At 66.8% G+C, this 15,772-nt stretch carries 14 protein-coding genes; 8 read left to right on the forward strand and 6 right to left on the reverse strand.

What is annotated here, in order from left to right; translation table 11 throughout:
* Nucleotides 1–172: 172 nt before the first annotated feature.
* On the forward strand, nucleotides 173–1,090 hold the full coding sequence (locus ACSQ2H_RS06350; protein WP_436060605.1) for a glycosyltransferase family 2 protein: 918 nt from the start codon (nucleotides 173–175) through the stop codon (nucleotides 1,088–1,090).
* 10 nt (nucleotides 1,091–1,100) lie between these two features.
* Here the strand turns inward: ACSQ2H_RS06350 and sfsA are convergent, their stop codons facing one another.
* A complete protein-coding gene (gene sfsA, locus ACSQ2H_RS06355) occupies nucleotides 1,101–1,793 on the reverse strand; it encodes a DNA/RNA nuclease SfsA (RefSeq protein WP_436060606.1) in 693 nt (230 codons plus the stop codon).
* Between the two features lie 144 nt (nucleotides 1,794–1,937).
* On the opposite strand from sfsA, the gene ACSQ2H_RS06360 reads away from it, so the two are divergent.
* On the forward strand, nucleotides 1,938–2,705 hold the full coding sequence (locus ACSQ2H_RS06360; RefSeq protein WP_436060607.1) for a competence/damage-inducible protein A: 768 nt from the start codon (nucleotides 1,938–1,940) through the stop codon (nucleotides 2,703–2,705).
* 13 nt (nucleotides 2,706–2,718) lie between these two features.
* On the opposite strand, the gene ACSQ2H_RS06365 is transcribed toward ACSQ2H_RS06360, so the two are convergent.
* The 4 genes from ACSQ2H_RS06365 to ACSQ2H_RS06380 form a co-directional block, all read right to left on the reverse strand.
* Nucleotides 2,719–4,275 (reverse strand): hypothetical protein, encoded by a 1,557-nt coding sequence (locus ACSQ2H_RS06365; protein ID WP_436060608.1) that lies wholly within the window; start codon nucleotides 4,273–4,275, stop codon nucleotides 2,719–2,721.
* A gap of 83 nt (nucleotides 4,276–4,358) precedes the next feature.
* Nucleotides 4,359–4,745: a GtrA family protein gene (locus tag ACSQ2H_RS06370; RefSeq protein WP_436060609.1), complete on the reverse strand. Its 387-nt coding sequence runs from the start codon at nucleotides 4,743–4,745 to the stop codon at nucleotides 4,359–4,361.
* 48 nt (nucleotides 4,746–4,793) lie between these two features.
* Nucleotides 4,794–5,780, reverse strand: coding sequence for a glycosyltransferase family 2 protein (locus tag ACSQ2H_RS06375; RefSeq protein ID WP_436060610.1), 987 nt, complete (start codon nucleotides 5,778–5,780; stop codon nucleotides 4,794–4,796).
* A gap of 193 nt (nucleotides 5,781–5,973) precedes the next feature.
* Nucleotides 5,974–6,909 carry a WecB/TagA/CpsF family glycosyltransferase gene (locus ACSQ2H_RS06380; RefSeq protein ID WP_436060611.1) on the reverse strand — a complete coding sequence of 312 codons (936 nt, stop codon included), beginning with the start codon at nucleotides 6,907–6,909 and terminating at the stop codon, nucleotides 5,974–5,976.
* 247 nt (nucleotides 6,910–7,156) lie between these two features.
* Here ACSQ2H_RS06380 and ACSQ2H_RS06385 point away from each other — a divergent pair, with 247 nt between their 5' ends.
* The 6 genes from ACSQ2H_RS06385 (at nucleotide 7,157) to rfbA (ending at nucleotide 14,733) form a co-directional block, all read left to right on the forward strand.
* Nucleotides 7,157–7,402: an XrtV sorting system accessory protein gene (locus tag ACSQ2H_RS06385; RefSeq protein WP_183773685.1), complete on the forward strand. Its 246-nt coding sequence runs from the start codon at nucleotides 7,157–7,159 to the stop codon at nucleotides 7,400–7,402.
* Nucleotides 7,403–7,580: 178 nt separating this feature from the next.
* Nucleotides 7,581–10,115: an AMP-binding protein gene (locus ACSQ2H_RS06390; protein WP_436060612.1), complete on the forward strand. Its 2,535-nt coding sequence runs from the start codon at nucleotides 7,581–7,583 to the stop codon at nucleotides 10,113–10,115.
* A gap of 154 nt (nucleotides 10,116–10,269) precedes the next feature.
* Complete coding sequence (locus tag ACSQ2H_RS06395) at nucleotides 10,270–11,769, forward strand: AAA family ATPase (protein WP_436060613.1); 1,500 nt, start codon at nucleotides 10,270–10,272, stop codon at nucleotides 11,767–11,769.
* A 94-nt stretch (nucleotides 11,770–11,863) separates the two neighbouring features.
* The gene (gene rfbB / locus ACSQ2H_RS06400) at nucleotides 11,864–12,928 is read left to right on the forward strand and encodes a dTDP-glucose 4,6-dehydratase (RefSeq protein WP_436060614.1); all 1,065 of its coding nucleotides are present in this window, start codon (nucleotides 11,864–11,866) and stop codon (nucleotides 12,926–12,928) included.
* Entirely contained in the window at nucleotides 12,925–13,839 is a 915-nt protein-coding gene (rfbD, locus tag ACSQ2H_RS06405) for a dTDP-4-dehydrorhamnose reductase (protein WP_436060615.1), read from the forward strand. Before rfbB ends, rfbD begins: the two co-directional genes overlap by 4 nt.
* Nucleotides 13,840–14,733, forward strand: coding sequence for a glucose-1-phosphate thymidylyltransferase RfbA (rfbA, locus tag ACSQ2H_RS06410; RefSeq protein ID WP_436060616.1), 894 nt, complete (start codon nucleotides 13,840–13,842; stop codon nucleotides 14,731–14,733). It begins immediately after the preceding gene.
* Here the strand turns inward: rfbA and ACSQ2H_RS06415 are convergent.
* The gene (locus ACSQ2H_RS06415) at nucleotides 14,730–15,752 is read right to left on the reverse strand and encodes a right-handed parallel beta-helix repeat-containing protein (protein ID WP_436060617.1); all 1,023 of its coding nucleotides are present in this window, start codon (nucleotides 15,750–15,752) and stop codon (nucleotides 14,730–14,732) included. The two genes, rfbA and ACSQ2H_RS06415, sit on opposite strands and share 4 nt — an antisense overlap.
* Between the last annotated feature and the right edge of the window lie 20 nt (nucleotides 15,753–15,772).

Below are 15,772 nucleotides of genomic sequence, written 5' to 3' on the forward strand. Positions count from 1 at the left end.
GCGTCGCGCCAGGGAACCGGGCGGGCGCTGCGGATGGCGCTGGGGCTTATATCGCAATCCTAGCACAGGACTTCCACCCCGGCGCACGCCGCGTCGATCGCACCGGTGGAGCCAAATGCAATCGACCCACGTTGTGCAAACGGATCATGGTTAACGACGCTGGGGTAGGCCAATGGCGATCCACGCGATCTGCCTCGTCAAGAACGAGCTGGATATCATCGCCCAGACGCTGGCGACGGCTTCGGCGTGGGCCGACCGCATCTACGTGCTGGACAACGGCAGCGATGACGGGACCTGGGAATTCGTCAACGAGACGGCGCGTTCCAATCCCGCGATCGTGCCCTATCGGCAGGACCTGAGCCCCTTCTGCGACAGCATGCGCGACAGGGTGTTCGAGCACTATCGCGACCGGGTGCGCCAGGGTGACTGGTGGTGCAAGCTCGACGCCGACGAAGCTTATGTCGAAGATCCGCGAGCGTTCCTGGCGAGGGTGCCGCGCCACTACAACGCGGTGTGGGCCAACAGCTACAACTATCTGTTCACGGATCGGGATCAGGTCGCCTATATGCTCGATCCGAGCAGATACGACGGCAGCCGCCCATGGCGCGAGGTGCTCCGCCACTATGTGCCGTCAGGCTACAGCGAGGCCCGCTTCGTGCGCCATTGGTGGGGCCTCGATCGGCTGCCGCCGGAAAACTGGGGGCCGATCTATCCAGAGCCAATCCGGCTTCGTCAGTACATGTACCGCTCGCCCGAACAGATCGCGCGTCGAATGGCGACCCGCGCGGAGTCGATGGAACGGGGCGAATTTGCCCACGAGCGGCGCGAGCACTGGCGGCCCGATATTCCAGCGGATCAGCCGTTCCACTGGTCGGAGCGATTGGCGACCGCCAGCGACTGTTACGAAGACCAGGGCGATGACACCCTGGTTCCGCAGCCGGTCTCGGGCCTTCCGGACTCGATCGCCGGTCCTGACGCCGGCGGTCTGCTGTGGCGAAAGGTAAAGCGGCGGCTTGGCGTGTCGACCCACTGGCACCCCGCGCCCAAGCCGGCGCGGCAGGACGGGAGCTCGCCGCCGCCGTTGAACTAGGCGCCGCGCCTCAAGCGATCCGCCGCGACAGGACGATCCGCTCGGAGGAGATGTCGCAGGCATAGGCGTAGACCTCGACGCCGGCCGCGGCGACACGGTCGAGCGCCTTGGCGAATGCGGGATCGAGTTCGGCGCAGGCCGCGAAGGCCTCGCAGTCGGTGCGCTGGACGACGAAGAGCACGACGGCGCGGTCTCCCTGACGGACCATCTCCTCCAACTCGCCCAGATGCTTGGTGGATCGAGCCGCGACGCAATCGGGAAATTCGGCCAGCCCCTGCGACCTCATCAGGTGGACGTTCTTGATCTCCAGCCAGCAGGGCGGGCGAGCGTCATGCTCGAGCAGAAAGTCGACGCGCGAGGCGGCGCCGTACTTCACCTCGCGCCGGTGGACGGCGTAGCCGACGACCTCCGGGATCGCATCGGCGGCCAAGGCCTCGGCGACCAGGCGGTTGGGATGCATGGTGTTGACCCCGACCAGACCGCCGCCCTCCTCGACCAGTTCCAGGGTGTGGGCGAGCTTGCGCTTGGGATCGTCCGACTTCGAGAGCCACACCGGCAGGCCCGGGATGTTCAGGCCCAGCATCGCGCCAGGATTGGGGCAGTGGGCGGTCACCGGCGTGCCGTCATCCAGCATCACGTCGGCGAAGAAGCGCTTGTAGCGGCTGACGAGCTGGCCGCGGACGAGGGGGCGGGCGAATTCCAATGGACGTTCCTTGAACCGGTCGGGCCGGCCGTGGCTAGCATCCGAACGGCGTGCTGCGCAAAGCGGCGGACGGATGACAGGTTGTGCGCGCCTGCGGAGGCCACTAGTCAGGTGCGACACAATGGCGGCGTTGCGGAGGTGCGTATGGCGGGTTCGACGGACGGCCGGGTGACCGCCGCAGTGCTGATCATCGGCGACGAGATCCTCTCGGGTCGTACGCAGGACACCAATCTGCGCGACATCGCCAAGTATCTCGGCGTGCTGGGCGTGGACCTGGCCGAGGCGCGGACGGTGTCGGATGTGCAGGAAGAGATCGTCGCAGCGCTGAACGCCCTGCGCGAGCGCTACGACTATGTGGTGACCACGGGCGGCATCGGCCCGACCCACGACGACATCACCGCCGATGCGGTGGCCGCGGCCTTCGGGGTCGAACTGATCGAGCATCCCGAGATCATCGCCATGATGACCGCCCGCTGGGGCGTGGAGCTGAACGCTGCGCGCCGGCGCATGGCGCGGGTGCCGGTCGGCGGCGAACTGGTCAAGAATCCGGTGCAAGGCCCGCCCGGCTTCACCATCGGCAACGTGTTCGTCCTGGCCGGGGTGCCCACGATCATGCGCGGCATGCTGGAAGACGTGGGCTGGCGCCTGCGCGGCGGCGCGGTGACCGTGGCGCGCACCGTGCGGGTCGAGGGCTCGGGCGAGGGCGTGATCGCCGCGCCGCTGGAAGCTGTGGCCAAGGCCCATCCCGACATGTCGCTGGGCAGCTATCCGTTCTTCGGCGATGGCGGCTACGGCTCGAACCTGGTGCTGCGCAGCCGCGATCCCGAGGAGCTGGCGCGCGCGCTGGACGAACTGGTCGTGGCGTTGAAGGACGCCGGCGTCGAAAACGTCCGCGAGGTCGAGAACGCCTGAGCGCAGCCCGCGCCTAGGGTGAGCCGAACCGCAAGACCGTGAAGTTCGGCGTCTGGGCGACCACCGTGACCCCGTCGGGGAATGGGCGTTCAGGCTTGGCGGCGCCGCAGATCAGCACATAGTCGAAGCCGGCCTGGTCGCGCCCGTGGTCGATGACGTCGCTGACATAGCCGGCGGCCTCGTCGGCCCGTCGCCCCGAGGGCTTGGGCGCGGCGTCGACGGCCTGCTTCAACTGACCCGAGAGCTTGATCGGTTGCTGGGTGGCGTTGGCGAACAGCGGCGAGGCCTGGCCGTGCCGGAGGGTGAGCAGCGGGCCGTACATCTCGCAGCGCGGCGTCGCGGCGAGCCGCCGGTCCAGCGCGACCTCCAGGCCTTTGACGACCTTTTGCGGAGGGATGCTGCCGGCCGCGGTTTCGAACTCGCGGAACCGGGCGTCGTAGCTGCGCCACTCGAGGCCGATCGCCGCCAGTCGCACCCCGACCAGGGCGACGAGGATACCCAGGCAGGCCGTGTCCGCCGGCGTGCGCTTCCAGTCGACCTGCAGCGACCCGACGAAGATAAGGGCTGCGAACAACGGCATGCGGTCGGCGACATATCCGACCCCGAAGACGGTGGGCGGCGTGACGAGGATCAGCAGCACGGCGATCGCCAGGGCCGGCCAGACCAGTTTCGGCGTCTTGATCTGCTTGCGCATCAGCAGCCAGCCGACGACGGCGCCGACGACCAGGAAGCAGGCCAGGTCGAACCCGAAGCTCGGTCCCTCGGATACCCGGACGATGGTCTGCAGTCGATAGAGCAGCAGTTCGTGCAGGCGGTCGAGCAGCCGTCCGGACCCAGCGAGCCGATCGATGCTCTCCTCAGCATTGGTGAAGCCGCCCTCGGCCTTCGAGGTCGTGGCGTTGGCGAACAGGATCACCGGGACGACGGCCTGCACCGCCAGGCTGGCCGTGCTCTTGACGATGCGCGAGAGGCTGAAGTCGCGCTGGGTCAGCATGACCCCGAGCTCGATCGCGCCGAGCAGAAGGCCATACAGCGCGAAGGTCAGGCCGTGGGCGAGGAAGATCAGGACCGCGAGCAGACATGCGACGGGGATCGCGATGCGGGGACGCTCGCGCATGGCCAGCCACCAGCTCGCGCCCCAGAACGTCAGGCCAAGGCCGAAGAGGAAGTTCGCAAAGCCCCAGATGAAGATGAAGCTGTAGAGAAGCGGGGCCAGGAGCAGCGCGACTAGAACCGACGGGCGCCCGTTCAGGCGGGCGTTGAACGAGAGCACGCCGAAGTACAGGGTCGCGAAGATGGCGATGGCGATGACGTGCGGCGCCAGTGTCGGCGGCAGGATGCGAAACAGGGCCGTGCCGATCACGTCCATCCCGATGTTCGGCAACAGCGACCAGTTGGACGCGTAGTTCGCGGCGAGAAAGGCGGACTGGTCCAGCTGCGCCAGGACGAAGTAGCGAGCCATGTGGTTGTAGAAGTCGATCAGCGGCAGGATCGGCGTCGACAGGATCGGAACCAGCGAGACGAGGAAGATCCCGGCGCATGCCAGGTAGTTTTTAGACGCTGCGTTCACGGACTGGCTCGGCTCTGTCTGAAGGGTCTTGCGTGCTTTGCGAGCACTGCGGGGGCGCCTGGGAGGCGGCGCCGGGGCGGGCGCTATTCGACGAACACCCACAGCTTGGAAATGATGAAGCTGATCACCGGGGCCGAGACGATGGTGATCGCCAGGGCGTAGTCGAACGGGATCGCCAGCAGGTTCGCGCAGGCGAACATCACCGCCTGGTTCAGGATCAGCACCGCGAGCGACGCCACCACGAACCGAAGGAACTGAGGTCCGCTGAAAGCGTCGGTGCCGAAGGTGAACGTCGAATGCCCCAGATACGAGATCATCACGGCCGACAGGTAGCCGGCCATGTTGGCGATGAGCGGCGAGGCGTGTCCGACCCGGTGGGCGGCCATGGCGACGATCGCATGCGTGGCGGTGGCGGCCACGCCGACGAGCGCGAAGACGCCGACCTGACGAAGGCGCGCGGCGGTGATCATGCCCCCGGTCCTTCCGGCGGCAGGGCGCGTGTCCTGCAGCTCAACGGCCTAGCCCCCGAACCGCGTCTTGTGCCGGATGATGTAGACCGGCCGGCCCTTGGTCTCCTGATAGAGCCGCCCGACATATTCGCCCATCACGCCGAAGGCGATCATCTGAACGGCGAAGCAGAACAGGATGACGACCATCAGCGACGCGTAGCCGGGGACGTCGCGCCCGAACAGCAGGACCCTGGCGATCAGCATGGCGCCGGCCAGCATGGCGGCGGCGGCGCCGAGGAAGCCGACGAAACTCCAGATCCGCAGCGGCACCGTCGAGAAGGCGGTGATCCCGTCCACGGCGAGCTTCCACAGGGCCGGCGAGGCCCACGAGGTCGTTCCCGCCGCTCGCGAGGGCCGCACGTAGGACACGCCGATCTGGCGGAAGCCGACCCAGGCGAACAGGCCCTTGTTGAAGCGGTTGCGCTCGGGCAACTGCTGTAGGGCGGTGATGACCTGGCGGTCCATCAGCCGGAAATCGCCGGTGCTGGCCGGGATGCGATAGTCGGCGAGCTTGTTGAAGACGCTGTAGAAAAGATTGGCGGTGACGCGCTTGGACAGCGTGTCGCTCGCCCGGTCGCCGCGGACCCCGTAGACCACGTCGTAGCCCTGCTCCCAGAGGTCCAGGAACTCGGCGATCAGTTCCGGCGGATCCTGCAGATCCGCATCCAGGGGAACGACCACGTCGCCGCGCGCCTCGTCGAGACCTGCGGTGAGGGCGGCTTCCTTGCCGAAGTTGCGGGCCAGCGCCACGACCGTGATGCGCGAATCCGACTTCGCCCGCTCTTCCAGCAAGGCCAGCGTGTTGTCGCGGCTGCCGTCGTCGACGCAGATGAACTCGGCTGAAATTCCGAGCGTGGCGACGACCTGGTCCAAGCGCTGGAACAGGATGTCGAGCATCTCGCGCTCGTTGTGCATCGGAATGACAATGGAGAGCAGGCCCCCCTTACGCGTACGCTTTGCACTTGCACGCGACTTGTCCTGAACCAGGACATCCATAAAGCAACTGGCCTTTCTCTCGAACTCGCCGCGCAGCAGCAAGTTTCGGTCCAATGCGCCGCCGCGCCGTTGCCGGGCGCGGTCGGGAGCGGACTATGCACTTATGCGCGGTCGCCGCTAGCAGGAGTTGATCAACATCTTGCAGCTGCGGGTCAGGGTAGAGTTCGCGAGGCCTGCGCGGCGGCGCGCCAGGTCAGGTCGAGCGCGTTTCGTAGGGCTCGAAATCCTGGGCGTGGGCCGGGGGCGCGGCGGTGGCCGCGGCCGGAGCGCGCCGCTTTCGCGGCGTCTTGAACAGGCGGCCTTGGCGGGCCGCGGAGGCGACGTCGCTCAGCGCCGGAAGGACGAGCCACCACGGCTCGACGCAATAGCGCGCGAACAGCCGCTTCGGGTCACCGACGAGGCGGAACAGCCACTCGATCCCCAGTGGACCCATCCAGCGCGGCGCGGGACACTGCACGCCGGCCTCGTAGTCGAAGGCGGCGCCGACCGAGAGCGTGACTGTTGGCGGCAGCAGGTGCTGGTTGCGATGGATCCAGATCTCCTGGCGCGGCATGCCCATGCCGACGAACAGGATGTGGGGGTCAGCCGCTGCGATCTTGGCCAGAACCTCGGCGTTTTCAGCCGATCCTTCCACCATGTCGAAGAATCCGTCGCGAGTCTGGATCTCGACCCCCGGGTAGCGCTCGCAGAGCCGACGGGCCGCCTCCTGGGCCACGCCGGGCGCGCCGCCCAGATAGAACACGCGCCAGCCGTTGCGGGCGGCGACGCTCCAGAAATGGTCGCGCCAGTCGAGATAGGTGCAGCGGTGAAAGCGCCGGCTGTGCAGACCGAGAACGCGCGTGAAGAAGATGAGCGGGGTGGAGTCGACCTCGATCAGGTCGGCCTGGTCGAAGAAGGCGGCGAACTCCGGGTTCTTCTTCGTCAGATAGATGCTGTGAGCGTTGTGATTGGCGATGCGCGCGGCCGCGCGGGCCAGGACCGATTGGCTGATTTGGTGCATGACCTCTTCGGGACGCACCAGATCGACCTCGACGCCGAGCGTGGCGACGCGCTCACCCTCGCGGCGCGAGCGGCGAAACGGAGTGCGGCCTTGGCGACGCCGCTCGGTCTCTGGGGGTGATGGGCTCAATGACGATACGCCGGATCATTGTAGTCGAGCCCGCAAACTAGACCGTGCCGGTTAAGATTCATTTCCCGCAGCGCGATCGCCTTGGGGCTGGATCGAGGCTTCATCCAGGTTCATCATCGATACGTTATTTTCGCGTAGCGTCGTTCCGGAATTCGGCTATCACGGCCGGCGGCGACCTCCGGACTGGCCCGAATTGTGCAGGGGCGCAGCTGCTCGGATTTAACAGTATTGCTTAGGGGCTGGTGTCTTGCAGACTATCTACGATTGGGTCACGGTCGCGATCTTCGGAGCTTTGATCGTCCTATTTCTGCACAGGTCGACGGCTCAGGAAGAGCCGAAGGACAACATCTATCAGTACCTGCCTGCGTGCATCGGTTGTGCGCTGGCCAATTACGTGGGCAATGAAGGTTATGGCGCGGCGGCCTTCGGGATTATCGTCGCGGTGCTTGCCTACGTTGCTTATGTGTTGAAGCCGTTCAACTTGAAGTTCTAACCGGATCTCGCGGTCCGGGAGTATCCCCTTCGGTCGCGCAAGGCATGGGGCTGACGACGCGGCCGGACCCAGAGAGGCGGGGGCCGAACCGTTGAGTGCGTCTGATATCGCTGCCCCATCCGTTCCGCTCGCGGCCACGTTTGCGGGGCGCCTCGAGGAGCACGGTCACGCGTTGGCCGTGGCCACCGATGCCGGTGAGCGCCTCAGTTACCTTGAGCTTGCGGCTCACGCCGACGAATTCGCCAAGGGCCTGCCGCCTGGGCGACATCTGCTGCTGATCGAGGCGACCAACGAACTGGCGCCGCTGGTCGCCTATGTCGCGGCCCTTCGTCATGGGCACCCCGTGATCATGGCCGGCGGCGACAGCGGCCAGTTGCGACGGACCATCGAGACCTATCGGCCCAGCATCCGCTTTCATAAGGCGGGAGCGCGCTGGGTCGCCGAAGCCGGTCCGCCCGGCCCGCGGGACCTGCACCAGGACCTGGCGGTGCTGCTGTCGACGTCTGGTTCGACCGGCGCGGCCAAGCTGGTGCGTCTCGAGCGCGCCGCGGTCGAGGCCAATGCTCGATCGATCGGCGAGTATCTGGGCCTGGGGCCTGAGGACAGGGCGATCACCACCCTGCCGATCCACTACAGCTATGGTCTGTCGGTCGTGAACTCGCACCTGGCCGCGGGCGGCGCGATCCTGCTCACCGACCGCTCGGTGGTCGATGATGTATTTTGGGACTTCTTCGCGGCCGAGGAGGCGACCTCGCTCGCCGGGGTCCCCTACACCTACGAACTGTTCGAACGGATCGGCCTGCGTCGACGCCGCCTGCCCTCGCTACGCACGATGACCCAGGCCGGCGGCCGCCTGCCGGCCGAGACGGCCGGGACCTACGCTGAGTGGGCGCGTGGCGCGGGCGTGCGCTTCTTCGTCATGTACGGCCAGACCGAGGCGACGGCGCGGATGGCCTACGTGCCGCCGGAGCGGTTGCTCGACAATCCGGGCTGCATCGGCGTGGCGATCCCAGGGGGCGCTTTTCATCTGATCGACGACACCGGTCGGGTCGTCGATGGGGCCGAGACCCAGGGTGAGCTGGTCTATCGTGGTCCCAACGTGATGTCCGGCTATGCGCTGGTCGAGGCCGACCTCGCCAAGGGACGCGAGGTCTCCGAGTTGCGGACCGGCGACCTGGCGGTGCGCGACGCGCGAGGTCTCTATCGGATCGTGGGCCGCAAGAACCGCTTTTCCAAGCTGTTCGGCCTTCGCATCAGCTTCGACGAGGTCGAGGCGCACCTGCGGCGCGAGGGCGTGAGCGCGATCGCGGCGGGCGACGACGACGTACTGGCGGTCGGCGTGGCGTCGGCCGATACGCAAGTCGTGGCCGATGGGCTGGCGCAGACGTTCTCGTTGCCGGCCGCGGTCATCGAGGTGGTCGGCTATGACGAGCTGCCGACCTTGAGTTCGGGCAAGATGGACTACCAGGCGGTGCTCGCCGCGGCGCGCGCCGCGCGCACCCGTCGCGCACCGGCGCGAAGCGGGGCAGGGCGGGCCATCGAGGCGGCGTTCCGACATGCGTTCCCGCGCGCGACCATCACGCCGGCCGACAGTTTCGTCAGTCTCGGCGGCGACTCCCTTGGCTACGTGAGCCTGTCGCTCGACATCGAAGGCAAGCTTGGCTTCCTCCCGGAGCGCTGGGAGGAGACCAGCATCGCCGAACTGCAGGCGCTGGCCGATAAGGCGACCACGCGCAATCGTGGGGTCTTCAGCCTGCGGGGGATCGAGTCTGAGGTCGCCATCCGTGCGGCGGCGATCATCAGCGTGGTGATCGCGCACGCCTCGGCCTGGCCCGTCGGCGGCAGTGCGCACGTGCTGCTGCTGCTGTCGGGCTACAATTTCTCGCGCTACCAGGGCTCGCGCCTCAATGAGGGCGGCGGGGTCTCGATGCTGGTGACGTTCTTCCAGCGGATCATCGCGCCCTATTATGTGATCCTCTGTCTCTATCTGATCTCGGAAAAGTCGTTCGACCTGCCGTCGTTGTTGTTGGTCAGCAACCTGTTCGGCCGGTTCGGCACATTCCTGGAGCCGTATTGGTTCCTGGAGGTGCTCTTCCAATGCATGGTGATCTTCGCGCTGCTGTTCGCGATCGGGCCGGTGCGCCGGTTCGCGGTGCAAAGACCGTGGGAATTCGGCCTGACGCTGCTGGCCGGGGCGTTGGCCGTGCGGGTGATCGCTTCGCTGATCCTGCCGCACGAGTACCTGCTGGAGCGTACGCCCGACAGCATCTTCTACCTGCTGGCGTTCGGCTGGTGTCTGCACCGGGCCACGACGATCACGCGCAAGCTGGGATTGACCGTGGCGTGTCTCGCGATCGCGGCGCTGCAGGTGGCCGGCCCGCAGGAGATCTGGGAGCACTTCAGCTATCCCGCCAACGTCACGCATGCCCTCTGGTTCGCGACGGCGGCCGGCCTGATCATGTGGGCGCCGCGGATTTTCCTGCCCAACATCCTGCATGGGCTGGTCGGCCTGATCGCAGCGGCGAGCTTCTACATCTACCTGACGCATGGTCTGCCGGTGCACGCGTTCCTGCACACCCTGCACATCGAGAATGTCCCGCTGATCCTGGCGGTTTCGTTGGCGTTGGGCGTGGCGGCCTACAAGGTTTCAGAGAAGGTGTCGGAGCGGCTGGCGCGAGGCCATGCGGGGCAGCGAAGGGAAGTTATTCCGTAGAGGCGGCGAGCAGCGGCGGCGATTAACGTTGACTCAACTCGGGCCGGTTTAAGATTTCGCCACAATCGACGTGTTTACGGGTGGCGGGTTCAGACCTGCGGTCGTAGACCGTCGATATCGCAGATGCACCGCAGCATGCGTGCTTGGAGGCGCCGTGAGTTGGATCAATAACATGATGGCGCGCTCTTTCGGGCGTAAGCCGAAAGCCGCCACGAACCCCCAGCCGAACCTTGTCTTCGCTGCGCCGCCGACGGCGCGCGAGGGCGCGCCCGCCAAGAAGCCGGCCGACATGGCGTTTCCGCGCTTCCAGTCGATGGCCGGCGATCAGCTGAGCCCGCGACTGAACGACCGCTTCGCGAGCGCTCGGATCAAGCTGCGCAGCGCGTTCACACCGTCGCAGCCGATCACCGACCGTCGGATGTTCGCCGGCCGTCTCGACGTGTTGACGACGCTGATCCGTTCGATCGAGGACCAACGCGTCCACGTGATCATGTACGGCGAGCGCGGCATCGGTAAGACGTCGCTCGTCCACGTGCTGACCCAGGCGGCCATCGAGGCCCGCTACATCGTGGTCTATTGTTCGTGCGGCGCCGGTTCGACCTTCGACGAGATCTTCCGCGCCGTGGCCGCGGATATCCCGCTGCTGTTCCACAGCGGCTTTGCGCCGACCACCAACGAAGCCGAGCGCGGCGGCGTCTTGGCCGACCTGCTGCCGGCCACCACCCTGACGCCGCGCCTGGTCGCCGATCTCTTCGCCAAGCTGACCGGCACCCGCGTGCTGGTGGTGCTGGACGAGTTCGACGTCTGCGACTCTCCGGAATTCCGCCGCAACATCGCTGAACTGATCAAGAACCTGTCCGACCGTTCGATCCGCACCCAGCTGGTGATCGCCGGCGTGGCCGCGGACCTGACCGAACTGGTCGAGCACATCCCTTCGATCCGCCGCAACATCTTCGCCCTGCAGGTGCCGAAGATGAGCGCGACGGAGGTCAATCACCTCGTCGAGAACGGCGAGGAACTGAGCGGCCTGACCTACGACAAGTCGGCCACCGACTTCATCGTCTTCGTGGCCAACGGTTCGCCCTACTTCGCCAGCCTGTTGAGCCATCACTCGGGCTTGGCCGCGATCGACAAGGGCCGCACGAACGTTGCGGTCGAAGACGTGTCGCAGGCCGTCGATCAGGCGCTCACCGAATTCCGCGGCCGGATCTCCAAGCACTCGCTGGTCCAGATCGACCAAGCCGCCAAGACTGGCGTGCGCCATGTGCTGGGCGTCATGGCCGGCGCGGCGATCTTCAACAACGGCCGCTTCGACGACCGCGACGTGGACGCCCTCTATCCGAGCACGGCCAACGCCGCGAGCTTCAAGGCGACGCTCGAGGAACTGGCGGCCAAGCACGTGCTGCTCGACGCTCACGATGACGAGTTCGGCCGCGGCTACCGGTTCTCGGAAGAGGCGGTGCTGCCCTACCTGTGGATCCTGGCGGCGCAACAGCGCTTCCTGGAGGGTCGCAAGGCGGCGAGCGCGGCGGCCGACAGACCCGTTGTGCCGACCACCGACAAGGCTCCTGTCGCCCCAATCGCCGCTGAGAAGCCGGCCGAGAAGGCGGCGTCGGCCACTGTCGTGACCCCGAGGGCCGCTGGTCGGCCCTGATCTGGAACCGAAAGGGCCGCTGGCCCTTTCGCCAAAGGCGGTGCAGGCGGTATGGAGTAGCCTTCGACGCCAGCGATCTCTGGGGGAGTAGGTTTTGCGCATTCTTGTCACCGGCGGCGCCGGCTTCATCGGCTCGGCTCTGATCCGGCACCTGATCGCCGAAACCGAGCATGAGGTGCTGAACCTCGACAAGCTGACCTATGCCGGAGACGAGCGCTCTCTGGACGGCGTGGCGGGCGACAACCGCTACGGCTTCCGCAAGGCCGATGTCGCCGACGCCGGCGCAGTGCGCGCCGCCCTGCGCGACTTCCGCCCGCAGGTCGTGACCCACCTGGCTGCGGAGTCGCATGTCGATCGCTCGATCGACGGCCCGGCCGAGTTCATCCAGACCAACGTCATCGGCACCTTCGTCATGCTGTCGGAGGTGCTCGCCTATTGGCGCGGCCTGGACGAGGCGGCCAAGGACGCCTTCCGCTTCCACCACATCTCGACCGACGAGGTGTTCGGGTCGCTGGGCGACACCGGCTTCTTCACCGAGACGACCGCCTACGACCCGCGCTCGCCCTATTCGGCCTCCAAGGCGTCGTCCGACCATCTGGTGCGAGCCTGGCACCACACCTATGGCCTGCCGGTGCTGGTCACCAACTGCTCGAACAATTACGGGCCGTTCCACTTCCCCGAGAAGTTGATCCCGCTGATGATCGTCAAGTGCCTGGCTGGCGAGCCGCTGCCGGTCTACGGCGCGGGCGCCAACGTTCGTGACTGGCTCTATGTCGATGACCACGCCCGCGCGCTGACGCGGGTGTTCGAGGCCGGCGCCCCGGGCGAGAGCTACATCATCGGCGGCCGCGCGGAGCGCACCAACCTGCAGGTCGTGCATGCGATCTGCGAGACGCTGGACCGCCTGCGCCCGCGCGCGGACGGCAAGTCCTACAGGGAGCAGATCAGCTTCGTCGCCGACCGCCCCGGTCACGATCACCGCTATGCGATCGATCCGACCAAGCTGGATCGCGAACTGGGCTGGCGAGCGGCGGAGAGCTTCGACACCGGCATTGAGAAGACCGTGCGCTGGTACCTCGACAACGACGCGTGGTGGGGCCCGATCCTGGCGCGCAGCGACGTCGGCCAGCGGCTGGGCCTGAAGACCGTCAGCGCATGACCTCGACCGTCACGGCGGACGTGCTGCTGACCGGCGGCAGCGGTCAGGTCGGAACCGAAATTCGTCGCCAGGCTCCGGCGACGATGAACGTCGTCGCGCCGTCGAGCGCAGAGATGAGCCTGGGCGACCCCTACGCAATCCTGGCGATGGTCGCCTCACGGCCCTGGGCCGCGATCATCAACTGCGGCGCCTTCACCGCGGTCGACCGCGCCGAGACTGACGTGGTCGAGGCCTGGCGGGCCAACGCCCTTGGGCCTGCAGCCCTGGCGCAGGCGAGCGCCGCTGCGCAGATCCCGCTGATCCACGTCTCCACCGACTATGTGTTCGACGGCTCCAAGTCCGGGCTCTACCTGGAGACCGATCCGATCGCGCCGCTGGGCGTCTACGGCGGGTCGAAGGAAGCTGGGGAGCAGGCTGTTCGAACGGGTAACCGTCGTCACGTCATCCTGCGCACGGCGTGGGTGGTGAGCCCCCATGGATCCAACTTCATCAAGACGATGCTGCGGCTGGCGCAGACACGGCCCGAGGTGCGGGTGGTCGACGATCAACGCGGCTGCCCGACCAGCGCGGTCGACATCGCCGCGACCCTGCTCAAGATCACCGCCCGGATGATCGCCGATCCGCAAACGGCGCCGAGCGGCACCTATCATTTCGTCAACGCCGGCGAGGCGAGCTGGTGCGAGTTGGCCCGGGCCGTCTTCGAAAAGGCCGCGGCGCGCGGCGCGCCGTCGCCGCGGCTCGAAGCCATCACCACGGCTGAGTTTCCGACCCCGGCCCGCCGGCCGGCCAATTCGCGCCTGGATACGGCCAAGTTGCAGGCCGACTACGGGATCGTACCGCGCCCCTGGCGGGCGGCGGTGGAAGACATTGTCGAGGCGCTGCTTCCCGCCCCGCAGGAACAAGGACTTTAGATGAAGGGCATCATCCTGGCCGGTGGCTCGGGCACCCGGCTGCATCCGGCGACGCTGGCGGTTAACAAGCAACTGCTGCCGATCTACGACAAGCCGATGATCTATTATCCGCTGTCGGTGCTCATGCTGGCCGGCATCCGGGACATCCTGATCATCTCGTCGCCGGAGTATATCGAGAACTATCGGCGGCTGTTCGAGGACGGCTCGAACTTCGGGCTCCGCATCGAGTATGCGATCCAGCCGAAGCCTGAGGGCCTGGCGCAGGCCTTCCTGATCGGCGAGAGCTTCGTCGGCGATGAGCGCGCCGCCTTGGTGCTCGGCGACAACATCTTCTTTGGCGCGGGCATGAGCCGGCTGCTGAAGAACGCCGCCGACCGCGAGCATGGGGCCACGATCTTCTCCTACGAAGTCGACCAGCCGCAGGCCTATGGCGTGGTTGAGCTGGACGACACCGGCCGGGCCGTAAGCCTGGAAGAAAAGCCGGTCGAGCCGAAGTCGCGGCAGGCGGTCACCGGCCTCTATTTCTACGACAATCGCGTGGTCGAGTTCGCCAAGCAGGTCCGCCCCTCGGCGCGCGGCGAACTGGAGATCACCGACCTCAACCGCATGTACATGGAAGCCGGCGACCTGTTCGTCGAGCAGCTGTCGCGGGGCTACGCCTGGCTCGACACCGGCACGCATGAGAGCCTGGTCGAAGCGTCCGAGTTCGTGCGCGCCGTGCAAAAGCGGCAGGGCGTGCATATCGCCTGCCTGGAAGAGATCGCCTACATCAACGGCTTCATCGACCGCGATCAGTTGCGTGCGCGCGGCAAGCTGTTCGAGAAGACCGCCTATGGCAAATACCTGCTCGACATCGCCGAGCAGGCGGCCCCGCCGAGCCGTCGCCTGATCTAGGGCGCGGCCGGCGGCCGGATCGGGCTGAGGCTCGGCCGATCCTTGACGACGATGTCCTTGTTGTCGCTCTGCAGCAGCTTCCAGTAGCGGTTGTTGAAGACCTGGGCGCGGGTGACGCCGGAGAGGTTGATGCGCGCGTTCATGCCCGCATAGGGCTGGACGGTGTTGCCGGACACCTCGACGTCCTCGGCGTGCATCAGGGCGATGCCGTTGTACATCGAGCCTTCGATGATGTTGTCGCGGATCACCACCCGGCGATAGGGCAGGGTGCCCACCTGGTCGGTGATGAAGATCCCCTGCATGATGCCGCCCGATCCGCGGCGGATCCGGTTGCCGACGATGGTGATGTCCTCGGCCGAGGCCGTGGCGTTGCGGGTGAACAGCTGGACGGCGTCGGGGTGCGAGCCCGGTGTCGGCGCGAAGTCGGCGAAGTCGTTGCCCTTGATCAGCAGCCTCGAGGTGCCGTTGCTGGTGACGCCGTCGGCGCCCAGCCGCCGGAAGGTGCTGCCCTCGATCGCCACGTCGTAGCAGTTGCTGAGGACGATCCCGTTCCGAAAGCCGGAGAAGGACGACTTATCCACGCGGATATTGCGCGACTTGGTGAAGAAGAGCCCCTGGCCGGTCGGCAGTCCGCGCGCCGTCAGGCCGCTGAACTGGATGTTCTGGCTGTCGTTGACGGCGAGCCGTCCGGCCCCCGGCTGGTCGAGCACCACGTTCAGCCCGACGACCCGCAGTCCGGTGACGTTCTTCAGCACGAAGCCGGTGGTCTGCGCGTCCTTGGCGACCAGGGTGACGGGCGTGTCGAATTTCAGGTCGCTCAGTGCGATCTGGCCGTAGTCGCCGGGCGCCAGCACGACGGTCGCGCCCGGGCTGGCGGTCTTCATCGCCAGCGTCAGGGTGAGGGCGTTGCGGACCGTGACCGGCCCGCGTTGGGCGACGCGCTCAACGGACGGCGCGGACAGTTGCGCTTGCTGAGGCGCGACGTCCGCGGCCAGGGCCAAGAGCAGGATTTCCAGCATGGTGCGCTCCGTTAGCTTCG

The sequence above is a fragment of the Phenylobacterium sp. LjRoot97 genome (assembly GCF_964254345.1).
Classification (GTDB): domain Bacteria; phylum Pseudomonadota; class Alphaproteobacteria; order Caulobacterales; family Caulobacteraceae; genus Phenylobacterium.